Annotated in this window: 17 protein-coding genes, 1 pseudogene and 1 riboswitch; of the genes and pseudogenes, 3 read left to right on the plus strand and 15 right to left on the minus strand. The window is 72.3% G+C overall.

All coding sequences use genetic code 11. The features are described from left to right. Positions 1-380 (minus strand): annotated as a pseudogene (locus BLA60_RS35825) (hypothetical protein); the annotation flags it as partial. Between the two features lie 136 nt (positions 381-516). Between BLA60_RS35825 and BLA60_RS35830 the strand changes: the two are divergent. Continuing rightward, positions 517-1458, plus strand: coding sequence for an AsnC family protein (locus BLA60_RS35830; RefSeq protein ID WP_075137589.1), 942 nt, complete (start codon positions 517-519; stop codon positions 1456-1458). Between the two features lie 8 nt (positions 1459-1466). Here BLA60_RS35830 and BLA60_RS35835 read toward each other — a convergent pair whose 3' ends face one another. Genes BLA60_RS35835 through BLA60_RS35845 form a run of 3 tightly spaced genes read right to left on the minus strand, consistent with a single transcriptional unit; the run spans position 1467 to position 4447 of the window. Continuing rightward, a complete protein-coding gene (locus BLA60_RS35835; RefSeq protein WP_154814834.1) occupies positions 1467-2393 on the minus strand; it encodes an RluA family pseudouridine synthase in 927 nt (308 codons plus the stop codon). Next, positions 2390-3058, minus strand: a complete 669-nt coding sequence (lspA, locus tag BLA60_RS35840; protein ID WP_075137518.1) for a signal peptidase II — start codon at positions 3056-3058, stop codon at positions 2390-2392. The genes BLA60_RS35835 and lspA overlap by 4 nt, the downstream gene beginning before the upstream one ends. Positions 3059-3100: 42 nt before the next feature. Beyond that, complete coding sequence (locus BLA60_RS35845; protein WP_075137519.1) at positions 3101-4447, minus strand: aminotransferase class V-fold PLP-dependent enzyme; 1347 nt, start codon at positions 4445-4447, stop codon at positions 3101-3103. 34 nt (positions 4448-4481) lie between these two features. Next, positions 4482-4597: riboswitch (SAM riboswitch) on the minus strand. Between the two features lie 66 nt (positions 4598-4663). Here BLA60_RS35845 and sthA point away from each other — a divergent pair. Then, a complete protein-coding gene (gene sthA / locus BLA60_RS35850) occupies positions 4664-6097 on the plus strand; it encodes a Si-specific NAD(P)(+) transhydrogenase (RefSeq protein WP_075137520.1) in 1434 nt (477 codons plus the stop codon). 7 nt (positions 6098-6104) lie between these two features. On the opposite strand, the gene BLA60_RS35855 is transcribed toward sthA, so the two are convergent. Next, on the minus strand, positions 6105-7592 hold the full coding sequence (locus BLA60_RS35855) for a potassium/proton antiporter (protein ID WP_075137521.1): 1488 nt from the start codon (positions 7590-7592) through the stop codon (positions 6105-6107). Positions 7593-7701: 109 nt separating this feature from the next. On the opposite strand from BLA60_RS35855, the gene BLA60_RS35860 reads away from it, so the two are divergent. Beyond that, positions 7702-8703 (plus strand): M28 family metallopeptidase, encoded by a 1002-nt coding sequence (locus BLA60_RS35860; protein WP_075137522.1) that lies wholly within the window; start codon positions 7702-7704, stop codon positions 8701-8703. Here BLA60_RS35860 and BLA60_RS35865 read toward each other — a convergent pair. The 10 genes from BLA60_RS35865 to ftsZ all read right to left on the minus strand — a co-directional run bounded on the left by BLA60_RS35865 (position 8700) and on the right by ftsZ (position 18912). After that, on the minus strand, positions 8700-8969 hold the full coding sequence (locus BLA60_RS35865; protein ID WP_211288963.1) for a DUF167 domain-containing protein: 270 nt from the start codon (positions 8967-8969) through the stop codon (positions 8700-8702). The genes BLA60_RS35860 and BLA60_RS35865 overlap by 4 nt on opposite strands. Continuing rightward, positions 8966-10171 carry a pyridoxal phosphate-dependent aminotransferase gene (locus tag BLA60_RS35870; RefSeq protein WP_075137523.1) on the minus strand — a complete coding sequence of 402 codons (1206 nt, stop codon included), beginning with the start codon at positions 10169-10171 and terminating at the stop codon, positions 8966-8968. The genes BLA60_RS35865 and BLA60_RS35870 overlap by 4 nt, the downstream gene beginning before the upstream one ends. Before the next feature lie 24 nt (positions 10172-10195). Further along, complete coding sequence (ileS, locus tag BLA60_RS35875) at positions 10196-13309, minus strand: isoleucine--tRNA ligase (protein ID WP_075137524.1); 3114 nt, start codon at positions 13307-13309, stop codon at positions 10196-10198. 229 nt (positions 13310-13538) lie between these two features. Next, positions 13539-14183: a hypothetical protein gene (locus BLA60_RS35880; protein ID WP_075137525.1), complete on the minus strand. Its 645-nt coding sequence runs from the start codon at positions 14181-14183 to the stop codon at positions 13539-13541. Positions 14184-14215: 32 nt separating this feature from the next. Beyond that, positions 14216-15040, minus strand: coding sequence for a DivIVA-like cell division protein Wag31 (gene wag31 / locus BLA60_RS35885; RefSeq protein WP_075137526.1), 825 nt, complete (start codon positions 15038-15040; stop codon positions 14216-14218). Positions 15041-15088: 48 nt separating this feature from the next. Continuing rightward, positions 15089-15373: a YggT family protein gene (locus BLA60_RS35890; protein WP_075137527.1), complete on the minus strand. Its 285-nt coding sequence runs from the start codon at positions 15371-15373 to the stop codon at positions 15089-15091. Between the two features lie 20 nt (positions 15374-15393). Next, complete coding sequence (locus BLA60_RS35895; RefSeq protein ID WP_075137528.1) at positions 15394-16080, minus strand: cell division protein SepF; 687 nt, start codon at positions 16078-16080, stop codon at positions 15394-15396. 46 nt (positions 16081-16126) lie between these two features. Continuing rightward, on the minus strand, positions 16127-16858 hold the full coding sequence (locus tag BLA60_RS35900; protein ID WP_075137529.1) for a YggS family pyridoxal phosphate-dependent enzyme: 732 nt from the start codon (positions 16856-16858) through the stop codon (positions 16127-16129). Then, a complete protein-coding gene (gene pgeF / locus BLA60_RS35905) occupies positions 16855-17586 on the minus strand; it encodes a peptidoglycan editing factor PgeF (protein ID WP_075137530.1) in 732 nt (243 codons plus the stop codon). The genes BLA60_RS35900 and pgeF overlap by 4 nt, the downstream gene beginning before the upstream one ends. 9 nt (positions 17587-17595) lie before the next feature. Then, positions 17596-18912: a cell division protein FtsZ gene (gene ftsZ / locus BLA60_RS35910; RefSeq protein ID WP_075137531.1), complete on the minus strand. Its 1317-nt coding sequence runs from the start codon at positions 18910-18912 to the stop codon at positions 17596-17598. Positions 18913-18917 lie beyond the last annotated feature (5 nt).

Raw genomic sequence — 18917 nt, forward strand, 5'->3', positions numbered from 1 at the left:
GGGCGCGGCGGCACCGGCGGCCCGGGCGGCGGCGGCTCGACGGTCCCGCCGCCCGTCACCGTCACCGTGTAGTCCACGCCCCGCGCCGGCACCCGGTGCAGGCCCAGCACCACCTGCCAGGTCCCCGGCTCCAGCTCGCCCGGCAGGTAGCCGGGAGTCGCGGCGCCCGGGGTGATCGTGAACCGGGTCCGGGCGCCGCCCGACCAGCCCCGCCAGCCGGCCGGGCCGGCGCAGCCCAGGTCGAGCACGGCGGCCGGGTCGGCCACCGCCAGCTCGACGGTGACGCCGGGCGAACCGGGCGGGACCTCGAACGGCAGGCCCGGCCAGGGGTCGGCGGCGCGGTCGTCACGGGTCCAGACCCCGGTGTGGACGATCTTCACGGGGCGATCCTGCCAGGGAATGTGGCGCCGATGGGCACCCACGGGCGCGGCTGCGACACGGTCACCGCGGCGACCGGGTAGCGTGCGAGCCGTGACGGATCCGGTAGACGCCCGCCTGCTCGGCGTGGTCGCCGAGATGGGCAGAGCAGCCGTGCACGAGGTAGCCGCTCGGTTGGGCATGGACCCCCGGGAGGTGGCCTCGCGCCTGGTCGCGCTGTCCGCGACCGGTCTGCCCCTGCTCGTCGGCGTGGAATGCGACCCGGCTCGGCTGCGGGCCGCGCTCGCCCCCGCGCCGCCGGCCTACGGCTACCCACCCCAACAGCCCCACCAGGCGATGCCGTCCGGGCCGATGCACGTGTACGCACAGCCCGTCCCGCCGCAGCCGCCGTCCGGGCCGTACTCGGTGCCGTCGGGTCCGTACTCCGTGCCGTCCGGGCCGCAGCAGGTGCCGGCCGCCTACCAGCGCACCGGCCCGCCCAGCGCACCGTTCCCCGCCCAGACCGGGCCGCCCAGCGCACCCGTGCCGCTGCCGCCGGCGGAGGGCCCGATCAGCACGTGGGGCCCGCCGCAGATGTCGACCTGGGCGCGCGGGGACCAGCCGCCGCAGGACATGACCCAGCAGACCGTGCGGACCGAACGGCCGGGGGCCGGGGTCCGGCAGGGCAAGGTCGGCAGCATGCTGCAGACCGAGGGCCTGGAGGGCGAGCAGCTGTCGATCCAGCTGGTCGAGGTCGTCGACCCGGCCGACTACCTGTTCACCGCCGCCGGCTACCGGCTCCAGGAGGGCGAGCGGTCGGTCGTGGTGCACACCGAGCTGACCAACCGGGGCACGATCGCCTTCCAGTCGCTGCCCGACATGTACCTGGTGCTGGTCACCCCGGACGGGAAGACGATCACCAAGGCGCCGGTGTCGCTGTCCTCGCGCCCGCCGCACCGCATCGGCGTGCCGCCGGGCGAGACCGCCGGCGGGCACACCGTCTACGTCGTGCCGGAGAACATCGAGGTCACCCAGGTGCGGTGGAGCCCACGCCCGGACGAGGAGTCCCGCACGCTGACCTGGAACGTCGAGGACAACTAGCCCCGCGACTAGCTTTCGGCGGTCAGCGTCTCCAGGGCCGCGCGCAGGTCGTCGGGGTACTCGCTGACGAACTCGACGCGCCGGCCGTCGGCCGGGTGGTCGAAGGAGAGCCGGCGGGCGTGCAGCCACTGGCGGTTCACCTTCAGGTGCTTGGCCAGGACCGGGTCGGCGCCGTAGGTCAGGTCGCCGACGCACGGGTGGCGCAGCGCCGCGAAGTGCACCCGGATCTGGTGGGTGCGGCCGGTCTCCAGCTGGATGTCCACCAGCGACGCCGCGCGGAAGGCCTCCAGCACCTGGTAGTGGGTGACGCTGGGTCGGCCGCTGGCGACCACGGCGAACTTGTAGTCGTGCTTGGGGTGGCGGTCGATCGGCGCGTCGATGGTGCCCGACGACGGGTCGGGGTGGCCCTGCACGAGCGCGTGGTAGCCCTTGTCGACCGTGCGTTCCTTGAACGCGCGCTTGAGCACCGTGTACGCGTGCTCGCTCTTGGCGACGACCATGACACCGGTGGTGCCGACGTCCAGCCGGTGCACCACGCCCTGCCGTTCGGCCGCGCCGGAGGTCGACACCCGCACCCCGGCGGCGGCCAGCCCACCGACGACCGTCGGGCCGGTCCAGCCGGGGCTCGGGTGGGCGGCGACGCCGACCGGCTTGTCCACGACGATGATGTCGTCGTCCTCGTGGAGGATCGTCATGCCGGCGACGGCCAGCGGTTCGACCTCGACCGGGCGGTCCGGCTCGGGGAGGGTGACCTCCAGCCACGTGCCGGCGACCAGCCGGTCGGACTTGCCGGCGGGCTGCCCGTCCACGCTGACCTCGCCCGACTCGGCGAGCGCGGCGACGACCGTGCGGGACAGGCCGAGCAGCTTGGCCAGGCCGGCGTCGACCCGCATGCCGTCCAGGCCGTCGGGTACCGGGAGGGTCCGCAGGCTCACGTCTGGTCCTCGGAGGTGTCCCCTGGCTTCTTGTCCGTCGGTTCGTCCTGCGGTTCGTCCGTCGGTTTGTCCTTGGTGGAGGTGCCGTCGTAGTCGCGGCCGAGCAGCGCCATCAGCACGATCAGCGCGCCACCGCAGACGATCGACGAGTCGGCGACGTTGAAGACCGGGAAGAAGTCGCCGTTGGGTTCGATCACCGACACGAAGTCGACCACGTGCCCGCGCAGCGGGCCAGGCTCGCGGAAGAACCGGTCGATGAGGTTGCCCAGCGCGCCGGCCAGCACCATCGCCAGACCGACGGCCCAGCCGACCGACCGCAGCTTGGGCATGATCCAGATGATCGCGATCACCACCCCGGTGGCGACCAGCGTCAGCAGCCAGGTCATCCCGGTCGCCATGCCGAACGCGGCACCCGCGTTGCGCACGATCTGCAGGTAAACCAGCCCGCCGAGCACCGGAACCGGCGGCTCACCGTCCAGGTTGGCCACCGCGATGATCTTGGTGATCAGGTCGGCGACCAGGATCACCGGCGCGACGAGAAGGAACAGCCAGCCCCGGCGCGGGGGCAGGGCGTCCGCCGGCGGCGGGGTGTCGTCGGACCCGCCGGTCGTGTCCGCCCGTACGGTCTCGTCGGCCTCGGTGCCGGTGCTTGGCTCGTCGCTCACCCGGCCATTGTCCACGCACCCCACGCGGCCACGACCGGCACGTCAGGCACCGGCGGCCGGGGTCAGCGGCCCGCCGGTCAGCAGGGCCGGCAGCGGGCGCGGGTCAGGGGTCGGGGTCCAGCGGCCGTCGACCAGTGCGTAGTCCCAGGCCGGGCCGTCGGTGACCAGCGAGCGCAGGGCCGTGACGAACCGGTCGACGTGCTCGGCGGTGGTGCCCAGCCCCAGGCTGGCCCGCACCGCCCGCCCGCCGGGGGCGCCGGCGGCGGCCAGCAGGCGGCGGGTCGCGATGTGCGCGCAGAACGCGCCGTCGCGCACGCCGATGCCGTGCTCGGCCGACAGCGCGGCGGCCAGCAGACCCGGGTCGTGACCCTCGACGGCCAGGCTCACCACCGCCACCCGGTCCGCGCCGAACAGGCTCAGCTCGCGGACCCCGGGGACCGCCGCCAGGCCGGCGCGCAGCCGGTCGAGCAGGGCGCGTTCGTGGGCGATGACCGACTCCCAGCCCCACGCGCTGATCGTGGCGCAGGCGACCGCCATGGCGTGCGCGCCCACGACGTTGGGGGTGCCGGCCTCGTGCCGTTCCACCCCGGTCGACCAGGACACCGTCAGCTCGTCGGTGACCAGGCTGGACGCGCCGCCGCCGGCCAGGTAGGGGGCGGCGGCGCGCAGCCAGTCCGCCCGGCCGACCAGCGCGCCGGCCCCGAACGGGGCGTAGAGCTTGTGGCCGGAGAGCACGACGTAGTCCACGTCCAGCGCGCGGACGTCGACCGGGCGGTGCGGCGCGAGCTGGGCGGCGTCGAGCACGACCCGGGCGCCGTGCTCGCGGGCGGTGGCCACGACGGCCGGCACCGGCCACAGCTCGCCGGTGACGTTGGACGCGCCGGTCACCACGACCAGCCGGGGGCCGGTCGGACAGGAGCGCAGCGCCTCGCCGAGGGCGGCCACCGACGAGATCCGGTGCACCAGCCGGCCGCGCCAGGGCAGCGTCGCGGCGTGGTGGTCGGTGTCGAACACGACCACCGAGGTGCCCCTGGGCAGCGCCCTGGACAGCAGGTTCAGCGCGTCGGTGGTGTTGCGGGTGAACACCACGGTGTCGGTGGCGCGCGCGCCGACGAACGAGCGGACGACCTCGCGGGCCCGCTCGTAGATCCTGGTCGAGACCTGGGAGGCGAACCCGGCGCCCCGGTGCACGCTGGCGTACCAGGGCAGCAGCTCGTCGACGGCGTCACGCACGGCGCGCAGGCAGGGGGCGCTGGCGGCGTGGTCGAGGTTGGCGTAGGGCACCTCGCGGCCGTCGACCAGCGGCACGGTCAGCTCGGCGCCGGTCACCGGCGGCACGGCGACCGGGGCGGCGGCGCCGGAACGGGCGTGCGGGATGGCGAGCGTCATCGGGACCTCTTCCGGGTCGGGGACCCCGACCCAGGGCCCGCGCTTGCCCGTCCGCACGTCGCGGAGGGCCAGGTCCTCACCCGGGGCACCCCACCGCGGTAGGAGGGTTGCCGGTCAGCGAGCCGGGGCTTCGCGCTGACACTCATGACCTTCGAGGAGCCACAGTAGCCGACCCGACTCGAGCATCGCCGGATCGGCATTGCCAGACTGACGGCCATGAGTGACGCCTCCGCGAGTGACGCCTCCCCGAGTGACTTCGACGTGCTGGTGCTCGGCTCCGGCCCCGGCGGGCAGCGCGCGGCGATCGCCGCGGCCAAGCTCGGCGCCACGGTCGGCCTGGTCGAACGCCGCAACATGATCGGCGGCGTGTGCATCAACACCGGCACCATCCCGTCCAAGACGCTGCGCGAGGCCGTCCTGTACCTGACGGGCATGTCCCAGCGTGAGCTGTACGGGCAGAGCTACCGGGTCAAGGACGAGATCACCATCGGCGACCTGACCGCGCGCACGAGCCACGTCGTGAGCCGCGAGGTCGACGTGATCCGCGCGCAGCTGGCCCGCAACGGGGTGGACGTGCTGCCCGGGATGGGCCGGTTCCTCGACCGCAACACCATCCAGGTGACCGACGGGACGGGGCAGGAGCGGCTGGTCACGGCGAACAAGATCGTGATCGCCACCGGCACCGAACCGGCCCGTCCGTCCACTGTGGACTTCGACGGACAGACGATCATCGACTCCGACGGCATCATCGGGCTGAACTCCATCCCACGCTCGATGATCGTCGTCGGCGCCGGGGTGATCGGCATCGAGTACGCCTCGATGTTCGCCGCCCTCGGTACCAAGGTCACAGTGATCGAGCAGCGCAACCGGATGCTGGAGTTCTGCGACACCGAGGTCGTCGAGGCGCTCAAGTACCAGCTGCGCGACCTCGCGGTGACCTTCCGGTTCGGCGAGACCGTCACCGCCGTCGAGCGCTACGCCAAGGGCACCGTCGCGACCCTGGAGAGCGGCAAGAAGATCCCCGCCGACACGGTGATGTACTCCGCCGGACGCCAGGGCATGACCGAGCACCTCGACCTGCCGGCCGCCGGGCTGCAGGCCGACAAGCGCGGGCGGATCGCGGTGGACAAGGAGTTCCGCACCGCCGTGGACAACATCTACGCCGTCGGTGACGTGATCGGCTTCCCCGCGCTGGCCGCGACCTCCATGGAACAGGGCCGGCTGGCCGCCCACCACGCGTGCGGCGAACCGGCCCACCCCATGCACGAGCTCCAGCCGATCGGGATCTACACCATCCCGGAGATCAGCTTCATCGGGCAGACCGAGGACCAGCTGACCGACAAGCGGATCCCGTTCGAGGTCGGCGTGTCCCGGTACCGGGAGCTGGCCAGGGGCCAGATCGTCGGCGACACCTACGGCGTGCTGAAGCTGCTGGTGTCCCCCGAGGACCGCTCGCTGCTCGGGGTGCACGTGTTCGGCACCAACGCCACCGAGCTGGTCCACATCGGACAGGCGGTCATGGGCTGCGGCGGCACCGTCGACTACCTGGTGGACACCGTGTTCAACTACCCGACGCTGGCCGAGGCCTACAAGGTCGCCGCGCTGGACGCGACCAACAAGATGCGGCTGATCAACCAGCTCACCGACTGAGCCAGGCTCAACGCTCCTCGCCGGTCTCGCCCTTCCACCGGGCGAGCCGGCCGGCGCGGTCCACCGCCCGGATCCGGCGCTCGGTCTGCGTACGGACCTGCTCGGTGGCCACCACCAGCAGCTGGTCCTCCTCCTGCAGCCGGGTGGTCGGGCCGGGGGTGTGGCCGTGGCCGCCGCGCACCAGCAGGCTGACCGTCGCTCCGACCGGCAACCGCAGCTCGGTCAGGTAGACGCCGTGCATCTTGGAACCGGGCGGGATCCGCACCTGGAGCAGCACCGCGCCCAGCTCGTCGAGCGGCGCGGCGTCCACCGACACCTCCTCCGAGCGGGCCCCGCCGCCGAGACCCAACACGCGGGCCAGCAGTTGCAGGGTGCTGCCCTGCACCACGGTCAGCACGATGACCAGCACGAACACCGCGTCGACCAGTTCCTGGGCGCCGGCCATGCCCTCGGTCAACGGGATCATCGCCAGCACGATCGGCACCGCGCCACGCAGACCGGCCCACGACAGGAACAGCTGTTCTCGCCACGGCATGCCGAAGGGCGTCACCGACACCGCCACCGACACCGGCCGGGCGACGAAGGTGACGATCGCGCCGGCGACCAGACCGGGGATCACCGCGTGCAGCACCCGGTCCGGCGACATGAACAGGCCCAGCAGCACGAACAGCCCGATCTGCGACAGGATGCCCAGGCCCTCGGCGAAGGAGACCGTGTCGCTGCGGTGCGGCAGCCGGGAGTTGCCAAGCACCAGCGCACAGACGTAGGCCGCGAGCAGCCCCGAGGCGTGGATCGCCGACCCACCGGCGAACGCCAGCACCGCCACCGCGACCGTCGCGAGTGGATAGAGACCGGTGGACGGCAGCGCCGCGCGGCGCAACGCCATCGCCGCCACCCGGCCGAGCAACAGCCCGATCAGCGCGCCGACGATCAGCTCGTAGACCACCATGAACGGCGAGGCCCAGGTGAACGTCCCGCCGGAGGCCAGCAGCACCACCGCGATGTAGGCGGGAGCGTCGTTCATGCCCGACTCCAGCTCCAGCGCCCCGACCAGCCGCCGGCTCACCGCGACGTTGCGCAGCACGCTGAACACCGCGGCCGCGTCGGTCGGCGCCAGCACCGCGCCCCACAGCAGCGCCATCCGCCAGTCCAGGTCCAGCAGCCAGTGCAGCGCCAGGGCGGTGATCACGACACTCACCACGACGGCCACTGTGGACAGCAGGATCCCCGGCCACAGCGAGGTCCTCACCTGCGGCCAGCGGGTCGTCAGCCCGCCCTCGGTGAGGATCAGCACCAGCGCGGCCAGGCCGAGCGACTCGGTCAGCTGCGCGTTCTCGAACTCGATACCGACGCCGCCCTCACCCAGCAGCATGCCGATCGCCAGGAACAGCAGCAGCGACGGGAAACCCAGCCGCACCGACACGCGGACCGCGAGGACGGCGACCAGCAGGACAGCGGCCACGACCCCGAGCACAATGGAGAGGTTGTCGGCCACGCACACCTCCTGATCGGCCCAGGTCGACCTACCCGACGAATGAACCTAGCGTGCGAAACCGACCGTTGACACGCTGACGAGAGATCGGCGACTCCCCGAAAGGAAGATCATGAGGCTCCACCTCAGGCCGGCCGTCCTCGCCATCGCGGTGATCACGCTCACCGGGGCGTGCTCCGCGGCCGCGCAGACCCAGGCCGGCCGGTCGCCGGCCTCGTCGCCGTCGCCGGCCCCTGACCCGACGCCGACCGTGGAGCGCACCGTGGCCGCGCCGGACGTCCCGGTGGCCGCCGTCCAGGCCCATCTGACCGAGTTGGGCCGCATCGCCGACGCCAACGGCGGCAACCGCGCGCACACCCAGCCCGGCTACCTCGCCAGCCTCAACTACCTGCGGGGCAAGCTGGACGGCGCCGGGTTCACCACCACACTGCAACAGTTCGACTCCGGCGGCACCGGGTACAATCTGATCGCCGACTGGCCGGGCGGCGACACCGGCGACACGATGATGTTCGGCGGGCACGCCGACAGCGTCCTGGCCGGCCCGGGGATCAACGACAACGGCTCCGGCTCGGCGGCCCTGCTGGAGGTCGCGCTGACCGTCGCCAAGCAGAAGCTCAAGCCGGCCAAGCACCTGCGGTTCGCCTGGTGGGGCGCCGAGGAGATCGGCCTGGTCGGCTCGGACCACTACGTCGAGAGCCTGCCCGAGAACCAGCGCGCCGCGATCTCCGGCTACCTGAACTTCGACATGATCGCCTCACCCAATGGTGGCTACTTCGTGTACTCGTCCGAGGGCCAGCCCGACGGCTCGCCCGCCCTGGAGAAGACACTCACCGACCACTACGCCGCCCTCGGCGTGCCGACCGAGTCGGTGGACCTCGGCGGGCGCTCGGACCACGCGGCGTTCGCCAGGGCCGGCATCCCGACCGGCGGGATGTTCAGCGGCGCCGAGGAACGCAAGTCCCCCGGCCAGGCCAAGAAGTGGGGCGGCACGGCCAACCGGGCCTACGACCCGTGCTACCACTCGGCGTGCGACACCACCGACAACATCGACGCGACAGCGCTGGACCGCAACACCGACGCGATCGCCGCCGCCGTCTGGACGCTCACGGCCTAGCCCAGCAGTTCGGCGAGCCGGCCGGTGTCGTCGGTGTCGAGTTCGACGACCTTGTCCCGGCCGCGCTCGCCGGTCACGATCGTCACGTCCTGGCGGCGCAGGCCGAACGCGGCGGCCAGCGCACGGCGCACCGCCTCGTTGGCCTTGCCCTCCACGGCCGGCGCGGCCACCGCGACGATCAGCGCGTCGCCGCCGGGAGCCGGCCAGCGCCCGCCGACCGACTCGCGGCGGGCGCCCGGCTTCACCCGGACGGCGAAGCGGATCATCGCAGGAACGCGTCCAGCGCCCCGCTCAGGTGCTCCAGCGACTCGGCCACCCACGGCACCTCCAGCGGGTCGGACGCGTCGAGCACGGTCCGGCGCTGCTCGTCGGTGCGCCCGGTCAACTGCCCGGTGGCCACCCGGAACCGCAGCGACGACTCCTCCTCGCCGAACTCAACCCCGGGGAGCACCGCCACGCCGTGGTCGCCGAGCAGCCGGGCGGCCGCCTGCGGACCGGTCAGCCCGGACAGGCGGGGCGAGAGGTCCGGGTAGCAGTAGAACGACGCGTGCGGCAGCGTCACCTCCGCCCCGGCCGCGGCGAACCGCCTGGCCACCGCCGTGTTGATCCGCCGGTACACCTCCGCCGCGCGGACCACGTAGGACCGCAGCTCCGGCGGCTCACCGAACGCCAGCGCGGCGGCCGCCTCGACCGGGCGGGTCGGGCAGGACCACAGCTCGCTGCCGATGGTCAGCACGGTGTCGTGCAGCCGGCCCTGCGGGAACCGGGCCACGCCCAGCCGCCAGCCGCCCAGCGCCAGGTTCTTGCTCAGGCCGGTGGTGACGACCGTGCGCTCGGGTGCCAGCTCCGCCGGGCTGACCAGCTCGGCGCCCGGGTAGACGAGGTCGCGGTAGATCTCGTCGGAGATGATCGTCAGGTCCAGCTCGCGGGCCAGGGCGCACAGCCGCCGCACACTGTCCGGCGAGGGCAGCAGCCCCGTCGGGTTGTCCGGCAGCGTCACCACGACGGCCCGCACCGGCCGGTCCGCGCCCCGCACCGCCTTCTCCAGCAGGTCGGGGTCGGGCACGCCGCCCTCCCCCGGCCTGGTCGGCACCGACAGCACGTTCGCGCCGGCGAGCCGGACCTGCGGCGCGTAGGACACCCAGCTGGGGCGCGGCAGGACCACGTCGCCGCCGACCGCGTACAGGGTGGCGAACAGCAGGGCCTTGCTGCCCGGCGCGCTCACCATCTGCTCGGGGACGGTCGGCAGACCGCGGCGCGACCACCAGTCGGCGGCGGCCTCCAGCAGGGCCGGGTCGCCGGCGGGCGGGCCGTAGTCGTTGCGCGTGGCCGCACCGGCCAGTGCCTCGACCAGCAGCGGGTGCACCGGCACCCCGGCCTGCCCGAACGACAGCGGCAGCACCGGTAGCCCAGCGCGCCGCCGCTGCTCCACGACCTGGTGGGCCGCCAGTGTCGCCGACACCGCCATGACGAATCCCCTTTCCTGAGCCTGCTAGGCCTTGGTCACCGAGACCGAGACCGACACGCCGTCCCCGACGGTGCCCGTCGAGCCGTCGGCCGGGCCGTAGGACACCGACTCGGCGAGCGTCTCACCCGCGATGAACGCCTCGTGCGCCCGGGCCGCCTCGACGACCTCCGGCGGCGCCTGGATGGTCAACGCGATCCGGTCGGCCACGTCCAGCCCCGCCTCGCGCCGCGCCTGCTGCACGACCCGCACCAGGTCCCGGGCCACGCCCTCGGCCTCCAGGGCCGGGGTCAGCGCGGTGTCCAGCACGACCAGGCCGGAGCCCTCTGGCAGCTCGGCGGTGGCGCCGGTGTCGGTGGCCACCAGCCGGCGTTGGAACTCGCCGGGCAGCAGCTCGATCCCCGCGGCCACCACGGTGTCCCCGGAGGTCGTCCACTCCCCCGCCTTGACCGCGCGGATCACCTTCTGCGTGTCGGCCCCCAGCCGGGGCCCGCAGGCGCGGGCGTTGACCACCAGCTCGAAGTGGCCGTGCGCGGCGACGTCGGTGGTCAGCGTGACCTCCTTGACGTTCACCTCGTCGGCGATCAGCGCGGTGAACGGCTCCAGCACCCGCGCGTCGGCCGCCGCCACGGTCAGCGACGCCAGCGGCAGCCGCACCCGCAAGCGGTTGGCCTTGCGCAGCGCCAGCGCCGACGAGCACACCTGCCGCACCCGGTCCATGCCGGTGACCAGGGCGTCGTCGGCCGGCAGCTCGTCGGCCGACGGCCAGTCGGCCAGGTGCACCGACCGCTCGCCGGTCAGCCCCCGCCACACCGCCTCGGTGGTCAGCGGCAGCAGCGGCGCGGTCAGCCGGGACACGACCTCCAGCACCGTGTGCAGGGTGTCGATGGCGTCCCGGTCCCCGGCCCAGAACCGGTCCCGCGAGCGGCGGACGTACCAGTTGGTCAGCGCCTCCAGGTAGTCCCGCACGCCGGCGCAGGCGCCCGACAGGTCGTAGCGGTCCAGCGCCTCGGTGGTCGAGGCGACCAGCGAGTGCGTCTTGGCCAGCACGTACCGGTCGAGCACGTGCGGCGAGTCGGTGCGCCAGGTGCCGGTGACGCCCTCGGCGTTGGCGTAGAGCGCCAGGAAGTACCAGGTGTTCCACAGCGGCAGCACCGCCTGGCGCACCGCGTCGCGGATACCGCGCTCGGTCACCACCAGGTCGCCGCCGCGCAGGATCGGCGAGGCCATCAGGAACCAGCGCATCGCGTCCGAGCCGTCACGGCTGAACACCTCGTTGACGTCCGGGTAGTTGCGCCGCGACTTGGACATCTTCTGCCCGTCGTCGCCGAGCACGATGCCGTGGGCCACGCAGTTGCGGAACGCCGGCCGGTCGAACAGCGCCGTGGCCAGCACGTGCATGGTGTAGAACCAGCCGCGCGTCTGACCGTTGTACTCGACGATGAAGTCACCCGGGTAGTGGTGCTCGAACCACTCGCGGTTCTCGAACGGGTAGTGCACCTGGGCGTAGGGCATCGACCCGGACTCGAACCAGCAGTCGAGCACCTCCGGCACCCGCCGCATGGTCGAGGAGCCGGTCGGGTCGTCCGGGTTGGGCCTGGTCAGCTCGTCGACGTGCGGGCGGTGCAGGTCGGTCGGGCGCACGCCGAAGTCGCGTTCCAGCTCGTCGAGCGAGCCGTAGACGTCGACCCGCGGATAGGCGGGGTCGTCGGAGACCCACACCGGGATCGGCGAGCCCCAGTACCGGTTGCGGGAGATCGACCAGTCGCGCGCGTTCTCCAGCCACTTGCCGAACTGGCCGTCGCGCACGTGCCCCGGCACCCAGTTGATCTCCTGGTTCAGCTCGACCATCCGGTCGCGGAACTGGGTGACCGCCACGAACCAGGAGGAGACCGCGCGCTGGATCAGCGGCTCGCCGCAGCGCCAGCAGTGCGGGTACGGGTGGTCGTAGGTCTCGTGGCGCAGCAGCGAACCGGCGGCCCGCAGGTCGCGGATGATCTGGCTGTTGGCCTCGAAGACGTGCAGGCCCGCGTAGGGCGGCACGGTGGCGTCGAACCGGCCGGCGGGGTCGACCGGCGTGACCGGGGCGATCCCGGCGGCGTCGGTGACGACCTTGTCCTCCTCACCGTAGGCCGGCGCGATGTGCACGATGCCGGTGCCGTCCTCGGTGGTCACGTAGTCGGCGGCGAGCACCTGGTGGGCGTTGGCGGTGCCGGCGAAGAAGTCGAACGGCGGCGTGTAGCGGCGGCCCAGCAGGTCGGCGCCCTTGTACCGGGCCAGCACCGGCGGGTCCTCGCCCAGCTCACGGGCGTAGGCGGCGACCCTGGCCTCGGCGAGAACGTACTTCTCGCCCTCGTGCTCGACGGTCACGTAGTCCACGTCGGGGTGCACGGCGGCGGCCAGGTTGGACGGCAGGGTCCACGGGGTGGTCGTCCACACCAGGGCCAGCTCACCGGTCTCCAGCCGCAGACCGACGGTGACCGCCGGGTCCTGCCGGTCGCGGTAGGTGTCGTCCATCCGCGTCTCGGTGTTGGACAGCGGCGTGCCGCAGCGCCAGCAGTACCACAGGACGCGGTACCCCTCGTAGATCAGGCCCTTGTCCCACAAGGACTTGAACGCCCACATGACGCTTTCCATGAAGTCAAGGTCGAGCGTCTTGTAGTCGTTGTCGAAGTCGACCCAGCGGGCCTGGCGGGTCACGTAGTCGCGCCACTGGTCGGTGTAGCGCAGCACCGAGGTGCGGCAGGCGTCGTTGAACGCCGCGACCCCCAGCTCCTCGATCTCGTCCTTGGTCCTGATCCCCAGTTGCTGCTCGGCCTCGAACTCGGCCGGCAGGCCGTGGCAGTCCCAGCCGAAGCGGCGCTCGACGTGCCTGCCGCGCATGGTCTGGTAGCGCGGCACGACGTCCTTGACGTAGCCGGTCAGCAGGTGCCCGTAGTGCGGCAGGCCGTTGGCGAAGGGCGGACCGTCGTAGAAGACGAACTCGTTCGCCCCGTTCTCGCCGGCCGGGTGCGCGTCGACGGACGCGGTGAACGTGCGGTCGGTGTCCCAGTAGTCGAGCACGGCCAGTTCGAGCGTCGGGAAGGACGGCTGCGACGCGACACCGTCACCCTCGCCCAGCTGCGCCTTGGGGTAAGCCATCGAAATCCTCGCGGTCGGTCGTTCCTGTGTGCTGCCACACGGGGACGACTCACGCCGCGGTACCACCCCGTTTGTCACCGTGCGTACACGGTGGCCACTCGTTGCCGGCTGTCACGGGCCGTCCCGTCCGGTTCTACTGGGGCCTGACGCCCGTTCTTCCGGAGGCTCCCCGGTGATGGCCGGATCAACGCCGCTGAGCCCAGCGTAACCGTCCCGGCAACCGGGTTACTCAGCGGGCGGCCCGGTGCCGGGCGGCGAGCACGGCGTCCGGCCCGCAGTAGGCACACGGGGTGAAGCCGAGCTGGCGGGCCTCGTTGACCGGCAGCGGGAGCGTCGGCCGGTCACCCAGCCAGCCGCAGCTGGCGAGGTGGTACCGGGGGTGTTCGTCCACCACCCGGACCTCGGCCGTCAGCTCCGAGACCACCAGCAGGTCGGCGGCGTCGGTCGGTTCCTCGGCCGGCTCCTCGTCGACCGTGGGCACCACGACCGGCGCCTGCTGGATCGTCTGTTCGACCAGCGACTCCGGTCCGGCGACCGCCGGCTCGGACAGTTCCGTGACCGGCTCCGGTTCGAGGGACCGTTGGACGAACGGCTCCTCCACCGGCTCACGCGCCGGTTCCCGGATCGGTTCACGGACCGGTTCGAGGATCTGCTCGTGGAACTCGGCCGGCGGAGCCGGTGGCCGCCTCTTGGCGACCACCGCCGGCGTGGCCGCCCGCCGTCGCCGGGCGCCGAGCCAGTCGGCGATCAGCAGGACGGCGGCGACCACGCTGATGGTGACCGAGATCCACGCCCAGATGGTGTTGGCCGTGGTGAGGGCGGCGATCAGCAGACCGAGCGCGGCCACCACCAAGGCCAGGACGATGTACAGCACGACTTACCCAGCCTGTGCGCAGCGGATCCGGCTCAGCCCGCCTCGGCGGCGCGCGGACCGAAGGCGTAGCCCTGCTGGCTGCCCGACCTGCCGCCTTCCGACGGGTTGGACGGGGCGGCCGGGCCACGGTCGCCGAGCTCACGCAGGCTGGACTCGAGCAGCATCTTCAACCTGGTCCGGTACTCGCGTTCGAACGTGCGCAGCTCGTCGATCTTCTTCTCCAGCGCGGTCCGTTCGGTCTGGACCTGGCCGAGTACCTCGGTGTGCTGGCGCTGCGCGTCACGTTCGAGAGCGGTCGCCTTGTCGCGGGCCTGGCGCTCCAGCGACTCCGCACGCGTGCGGGCGTCGTTGAGCATCGTCTCGGCCCTGGTCCGCGCCTCGTTGACCATCGTGTCCGACTTGGCACGGGCCTCGGAGAGCAACTGCTCGGACTTGGTCCGCGCCTCGGCGAGCATGCCGTCGGACTCGGCCTTGGCCTCGCCGGTGAGCCGGTCGGCCATCTCCTGGGCCAGGCCGAGCACCTTGGCAGCCTGGACGTGATGGTCGCCACCGGCCTGGCCGGGCGAGGTCTGCTCGAGGGCGCTCGGCGGCGGCACCGGCGTGAGCCGGCGCGGCTCGGGAGCCGGTGCGGAGGCGACGTTGCGGCTCGCGTCCTCGATGTCGGCCCTGGCCGACTCGAGCTGCGCGTCGAGCTGCTCGACCTGCGCACGCAGGTCGTTGTTCTCCTCAATCAGGCGGGAGAGCTCAACCTCGACCAGGTCAAGGAAGGCGTCCACCTCGTCCTCGTTGTAGCCCCGCTTGCCAATGGGAGGCTTGCTGAACGCGACGTTATGAACGTCAGCGGGGGTCAACGACATCTGATCACCTCACGCACTCATGGCTGCGGTCCACCCGGGAGGTCCCCATCACCCGGGATAGGCCAGTCGCATCGCGATGAACACGACCAACAGCAGCACCATAATCGATAGGTCCAGCCCTACGCCCCCGATCCGCACCATCGGGATCAACCGACGGACGAGACGGACCGGGGGGTCGGTCACTGTGTAGATGGTCTCCAGCGTTACCGCAACCCCGCCGGCCGGGCGCCACTCCCTCGCGAATGCGCGGACGAGCTCCACCACGACACGCGCAGTCAGGAACAGCCAGAAGACGAACAGTATCCAATACAAGACAAGCCGCACGGGATCCACGTTGTCAACTCTGCCATCACTCAGCTTCGGTTGAGTAACCCGCCCTCGGCAATCCTCCTCTTGTCCTCCGCCGTGGGGTCCACGTTGGGCGGTGAGATCAAGAACACCTTGTTGGTGACCTTGTCCATCGCCCCTCGCAGAGCGAAGGCCAGACCGGCCGAGAAGTCGACCAGACGCTTGGCGTCCGCGTCGTCCATCTCGGTCAGGTTGATGATCACCGGGGTACCGTCGCGGTAGTGCTCCCCGATGGTCCTGGCCTCGGCGAAGCTGGTCGGGTGGAGGGTCACGATCCGGGCCATCGGGTAGCCGCTGGCGACCGGCGCGGAGGCCGGTTCCGGCCGGGGCCGGGGCGAGGGCGCGCGGGTCGGCTCGACCGCCAGCGCACCCTGGACCGGAGCCTCCGACCAGGCAGGACGGGACCGTCCGGCGGGCCGCTGCGGAAAGTCCGCCCGCCCGCTCAGCTCAGAGTCCAACCGCTCATCGAACCGTTCGTCGCTCATTTCACCCCGGTAGGCGCGCCGCCCGGCGAACCCACGACGGTCCTCCGGATACGGGTCGTAGTCGTCGCCGTCCGCCGGATAGTCTTGCCGGCGGTAACCCCGTCGGTACTCCATGGCACCATCATCGAGGTCGTCCAGGTCATAGCCGTCGTACTCGTCGGCGGGGACCATTCCGAAGTAGGCCTTCAGCTTCTGCAAAGTGCCCATACCCCTGCCCTCGATTACCTCGTACCTCGCGGCTCGGCGAAACGTGTTAGGGGGAGGCTAGCCGGCGGGTACCGAGCAGCGCGGTTCCGACACGCACGCAGGTGGAACCGTGAGTAATCGCGGCCTCGAGATCGTTGGTCATCCCGGCCGACAGTTCGGTGGCCTCCGGGTGATCTTCGCGCAGCCGGTCAGCGGCCTCGGCGAGGCGTCCGAAGGCCTCCTGCGGGGTCATCGTGAGCGGTGCCACGGCCATGATCCCCCGCAGTCGCAATTCACTCCTTCGAGTGATCGAGTCGGCCAGCGCGCCGAGCGTGCCGAGCGGCTGACCGCCGCGCGCGGGGTCGCCGTCGATGCTCACCTGGACGAGGACGTCCAGCGGCCCGGTGCGCTCACCGGCCTCGATGGCGTTGCCGGTGGCCCTGGCCAGCGCGTCGGCCAGGCGGTCGGAGTCGACCGACTGGACCTCGGCCGCCCAGCGCACCACCGAGCGCGCCTTGTTCCGCTGCAACCGGCCGACCATGTGCCACCGGACGGGCGCCTCCGGGCGCAGCTCCCGCAGCTCGGCGGCCTTGTCGACGGCCTCCTGCTCGCGGTTCTCGGCGAGGTCGACCATGCCGAGGTCACACAGCAGGGCGGCGTCGGTGACCGGGAAGGTCTTGGTCACGGCGAGCAACCGGACCTGCTCCGGCGCGCGGCCGGCGGCCCGGCAGGCGTCGTCGATCCTGGTCCGGACCTCGGCCAGCGCCTCGGCCAGCTCGGCCCGTCGCTGCTCGGTCACGCGGCACCGTCCCGTTCGAGCCAGGTGACGGCGGCCAATCGCCCAGTGGTCCCCTCCCTGCGGTGACTGAACAAGGTTGTGTCCTCAACGGTGCACCGGGGGTCGATCCCGATCTTGGCCACGCCCGCGTCGGCGAGCTGGCGCCACAGCCCCGCGCGCAGGTCGAGGCCGGGCGTCCCGGCCCGGGTCTTCGTGGCGCTGCCCGGCAGATGGGCCTCGACGTCGGCCCGCATGGCGGCCGGGACCTCGTAGCACTCCCCGCACACCGACGGGCCGAGCAGCACCTCGATCCGGTCCACCGCCGCCCCCGCCCGCACCATCGCGTCCAGCGCGGCGGTCAGCACCCCGACCCGGGCACCGACCCGGCCGGCGTGGGCCGCGCCGACGACCCCGGCGACGGGGTCGGCGAGCAGCACGGGAACACAGTCGGCGCACAGCGCGACCAGCGCGAGACCGGGCTCGGCGGTCACCAGCGCGTCGGTCGCCTCGACGGCCTCGGCCCGGGGTCCGGTGACGATCTCGGCGTTGCGGCCGTGGACCTGCTCCATCCAGACCAGGTGATCACGGCGCAGACCCAGCTCGTCGGCCAGCCGGTGGCGGTTGGCGGTCACCGCCGACGGGTCGTCGCCGACCCCGGCACCGAGGTTGAAGGTGTCGTACGGCGACGTCGACCGTCCACCGGCGCGGGTCGTCACGACCCGCCTGATGCGGTTAGCAGGCTCACTCACGAGGTGAGGCTACCGGCGCATGAACGGCGGAACATCCACTTCGTCGTCGGGCTCGTCGGTCACCGGCACGGCGCGGCCCGGCAGGCCGCCCTGGGTGCCCGGCGCCGGCCGGCGCTGCTGGGCCGCCGGCGGCACGGTGCCACCCATCGGGTTGGCGCCGCTGACCGTGCCACCCATCGGGTTGTTCGGGTAGCCGCCGACGGCCTGCCGCTGCGGCGGTGCCGTCTGCTGCTGGTCGTGCCCGGGGTGCGGTTGGGGCTGCGGCGTCGGCTCGATGGCCTGCACCGGGGGCTCCGGCGCGGGCACCGGCTCGGGCGGGGTCTGGGCGACCGGGGCGCGTGAGCTGACCATCGTCGGGTCGAGCTTCTTGTGCGTCGGGGTGCCGGCGTCGAACCCGGCGGCGATCACGGTGACCCGAACCTCGTCGCCGAGGGAGTCGTCGATCACCGTTCCGAAGATGATGTTGGCCTCGGGGTGCGCGGACTCCTGGACCAGCGAGGCGGACTCGTTGATCTCGAACAGGCCGAGGTCGGACCCGCCGGCGATGGCCAGCAGGACGCCGTGGGCCCCGTCCATGGAGGCCTCCAGCAGCGGCGAGTTGATCGCCTTCTGCGCGGCCTGGACGGCCCGGCCCTCCCCTCTGGCCGACCCGATACCCATCAACGCGCTGCCGGCGCCGGACATGACGCTCTTCACGTCGGCGAAGTCCAGGTTGATCAGACCGGGGGTGGTGATCAGGTCGGTGATGCCCTGCACACCGGAGAGCAGCACCTCGTCGGCCGAGCGGAACGCGTCCATCAGCGAGACGCCGATGTCGCCGAGCTGCAGCAGCCGGTCGTTGGGGATGACGATGAGCGTGTCGCACTCGTTGCGCAGCTCGTTGATCCCGTCCTCGGCCTGCTTGGCCCGGCGCTTGCCCTCGAAGGCGAACGGGCGGGTGACCACACCGATGGTCAGCGCGCCGAGCTTGCGGGCGATCGACGCGACGACCGGCGCGCCGCCGGTGCCGGTGCCGCCGCCCTCGCCGGCGGTCACGAAGACCATGTCGGCGCCCTTGAGGACCTCCTCGATCTCCTCGCGGTGGTCCTCGGCGGCCTTGTGCCCGACCTCCGGGTTGGCACCGGCGCCCAGACCACGGGTCAGCTCGCGGCCGATGTCCAGCTTGACGTCGGCGTCGGACATGAGCAGCGCCTGGGCGTCGGTGTTCACCGCGATGAACTCGACGCCCTTCAGGCCGACCTCGATCATGCGGTTGACGGCGTTGACCCCACCGCCGCCGATGCCGACGACTTTGATCACCGCCAGGTAGTTGTGCGGGGGCGTCATCGGAT

It is taken from the genome of Actinophytocola xinjiangensis, assembly GCF_001921215.1.
Taxonomy (GTDB): domain Bacteria; phylum Actinomycetota; class Actinomycetes; order Mycobacteriales; family Pseudonocardiaceae; genus Actinophytocola; species Actinophytocola xinjiangensis.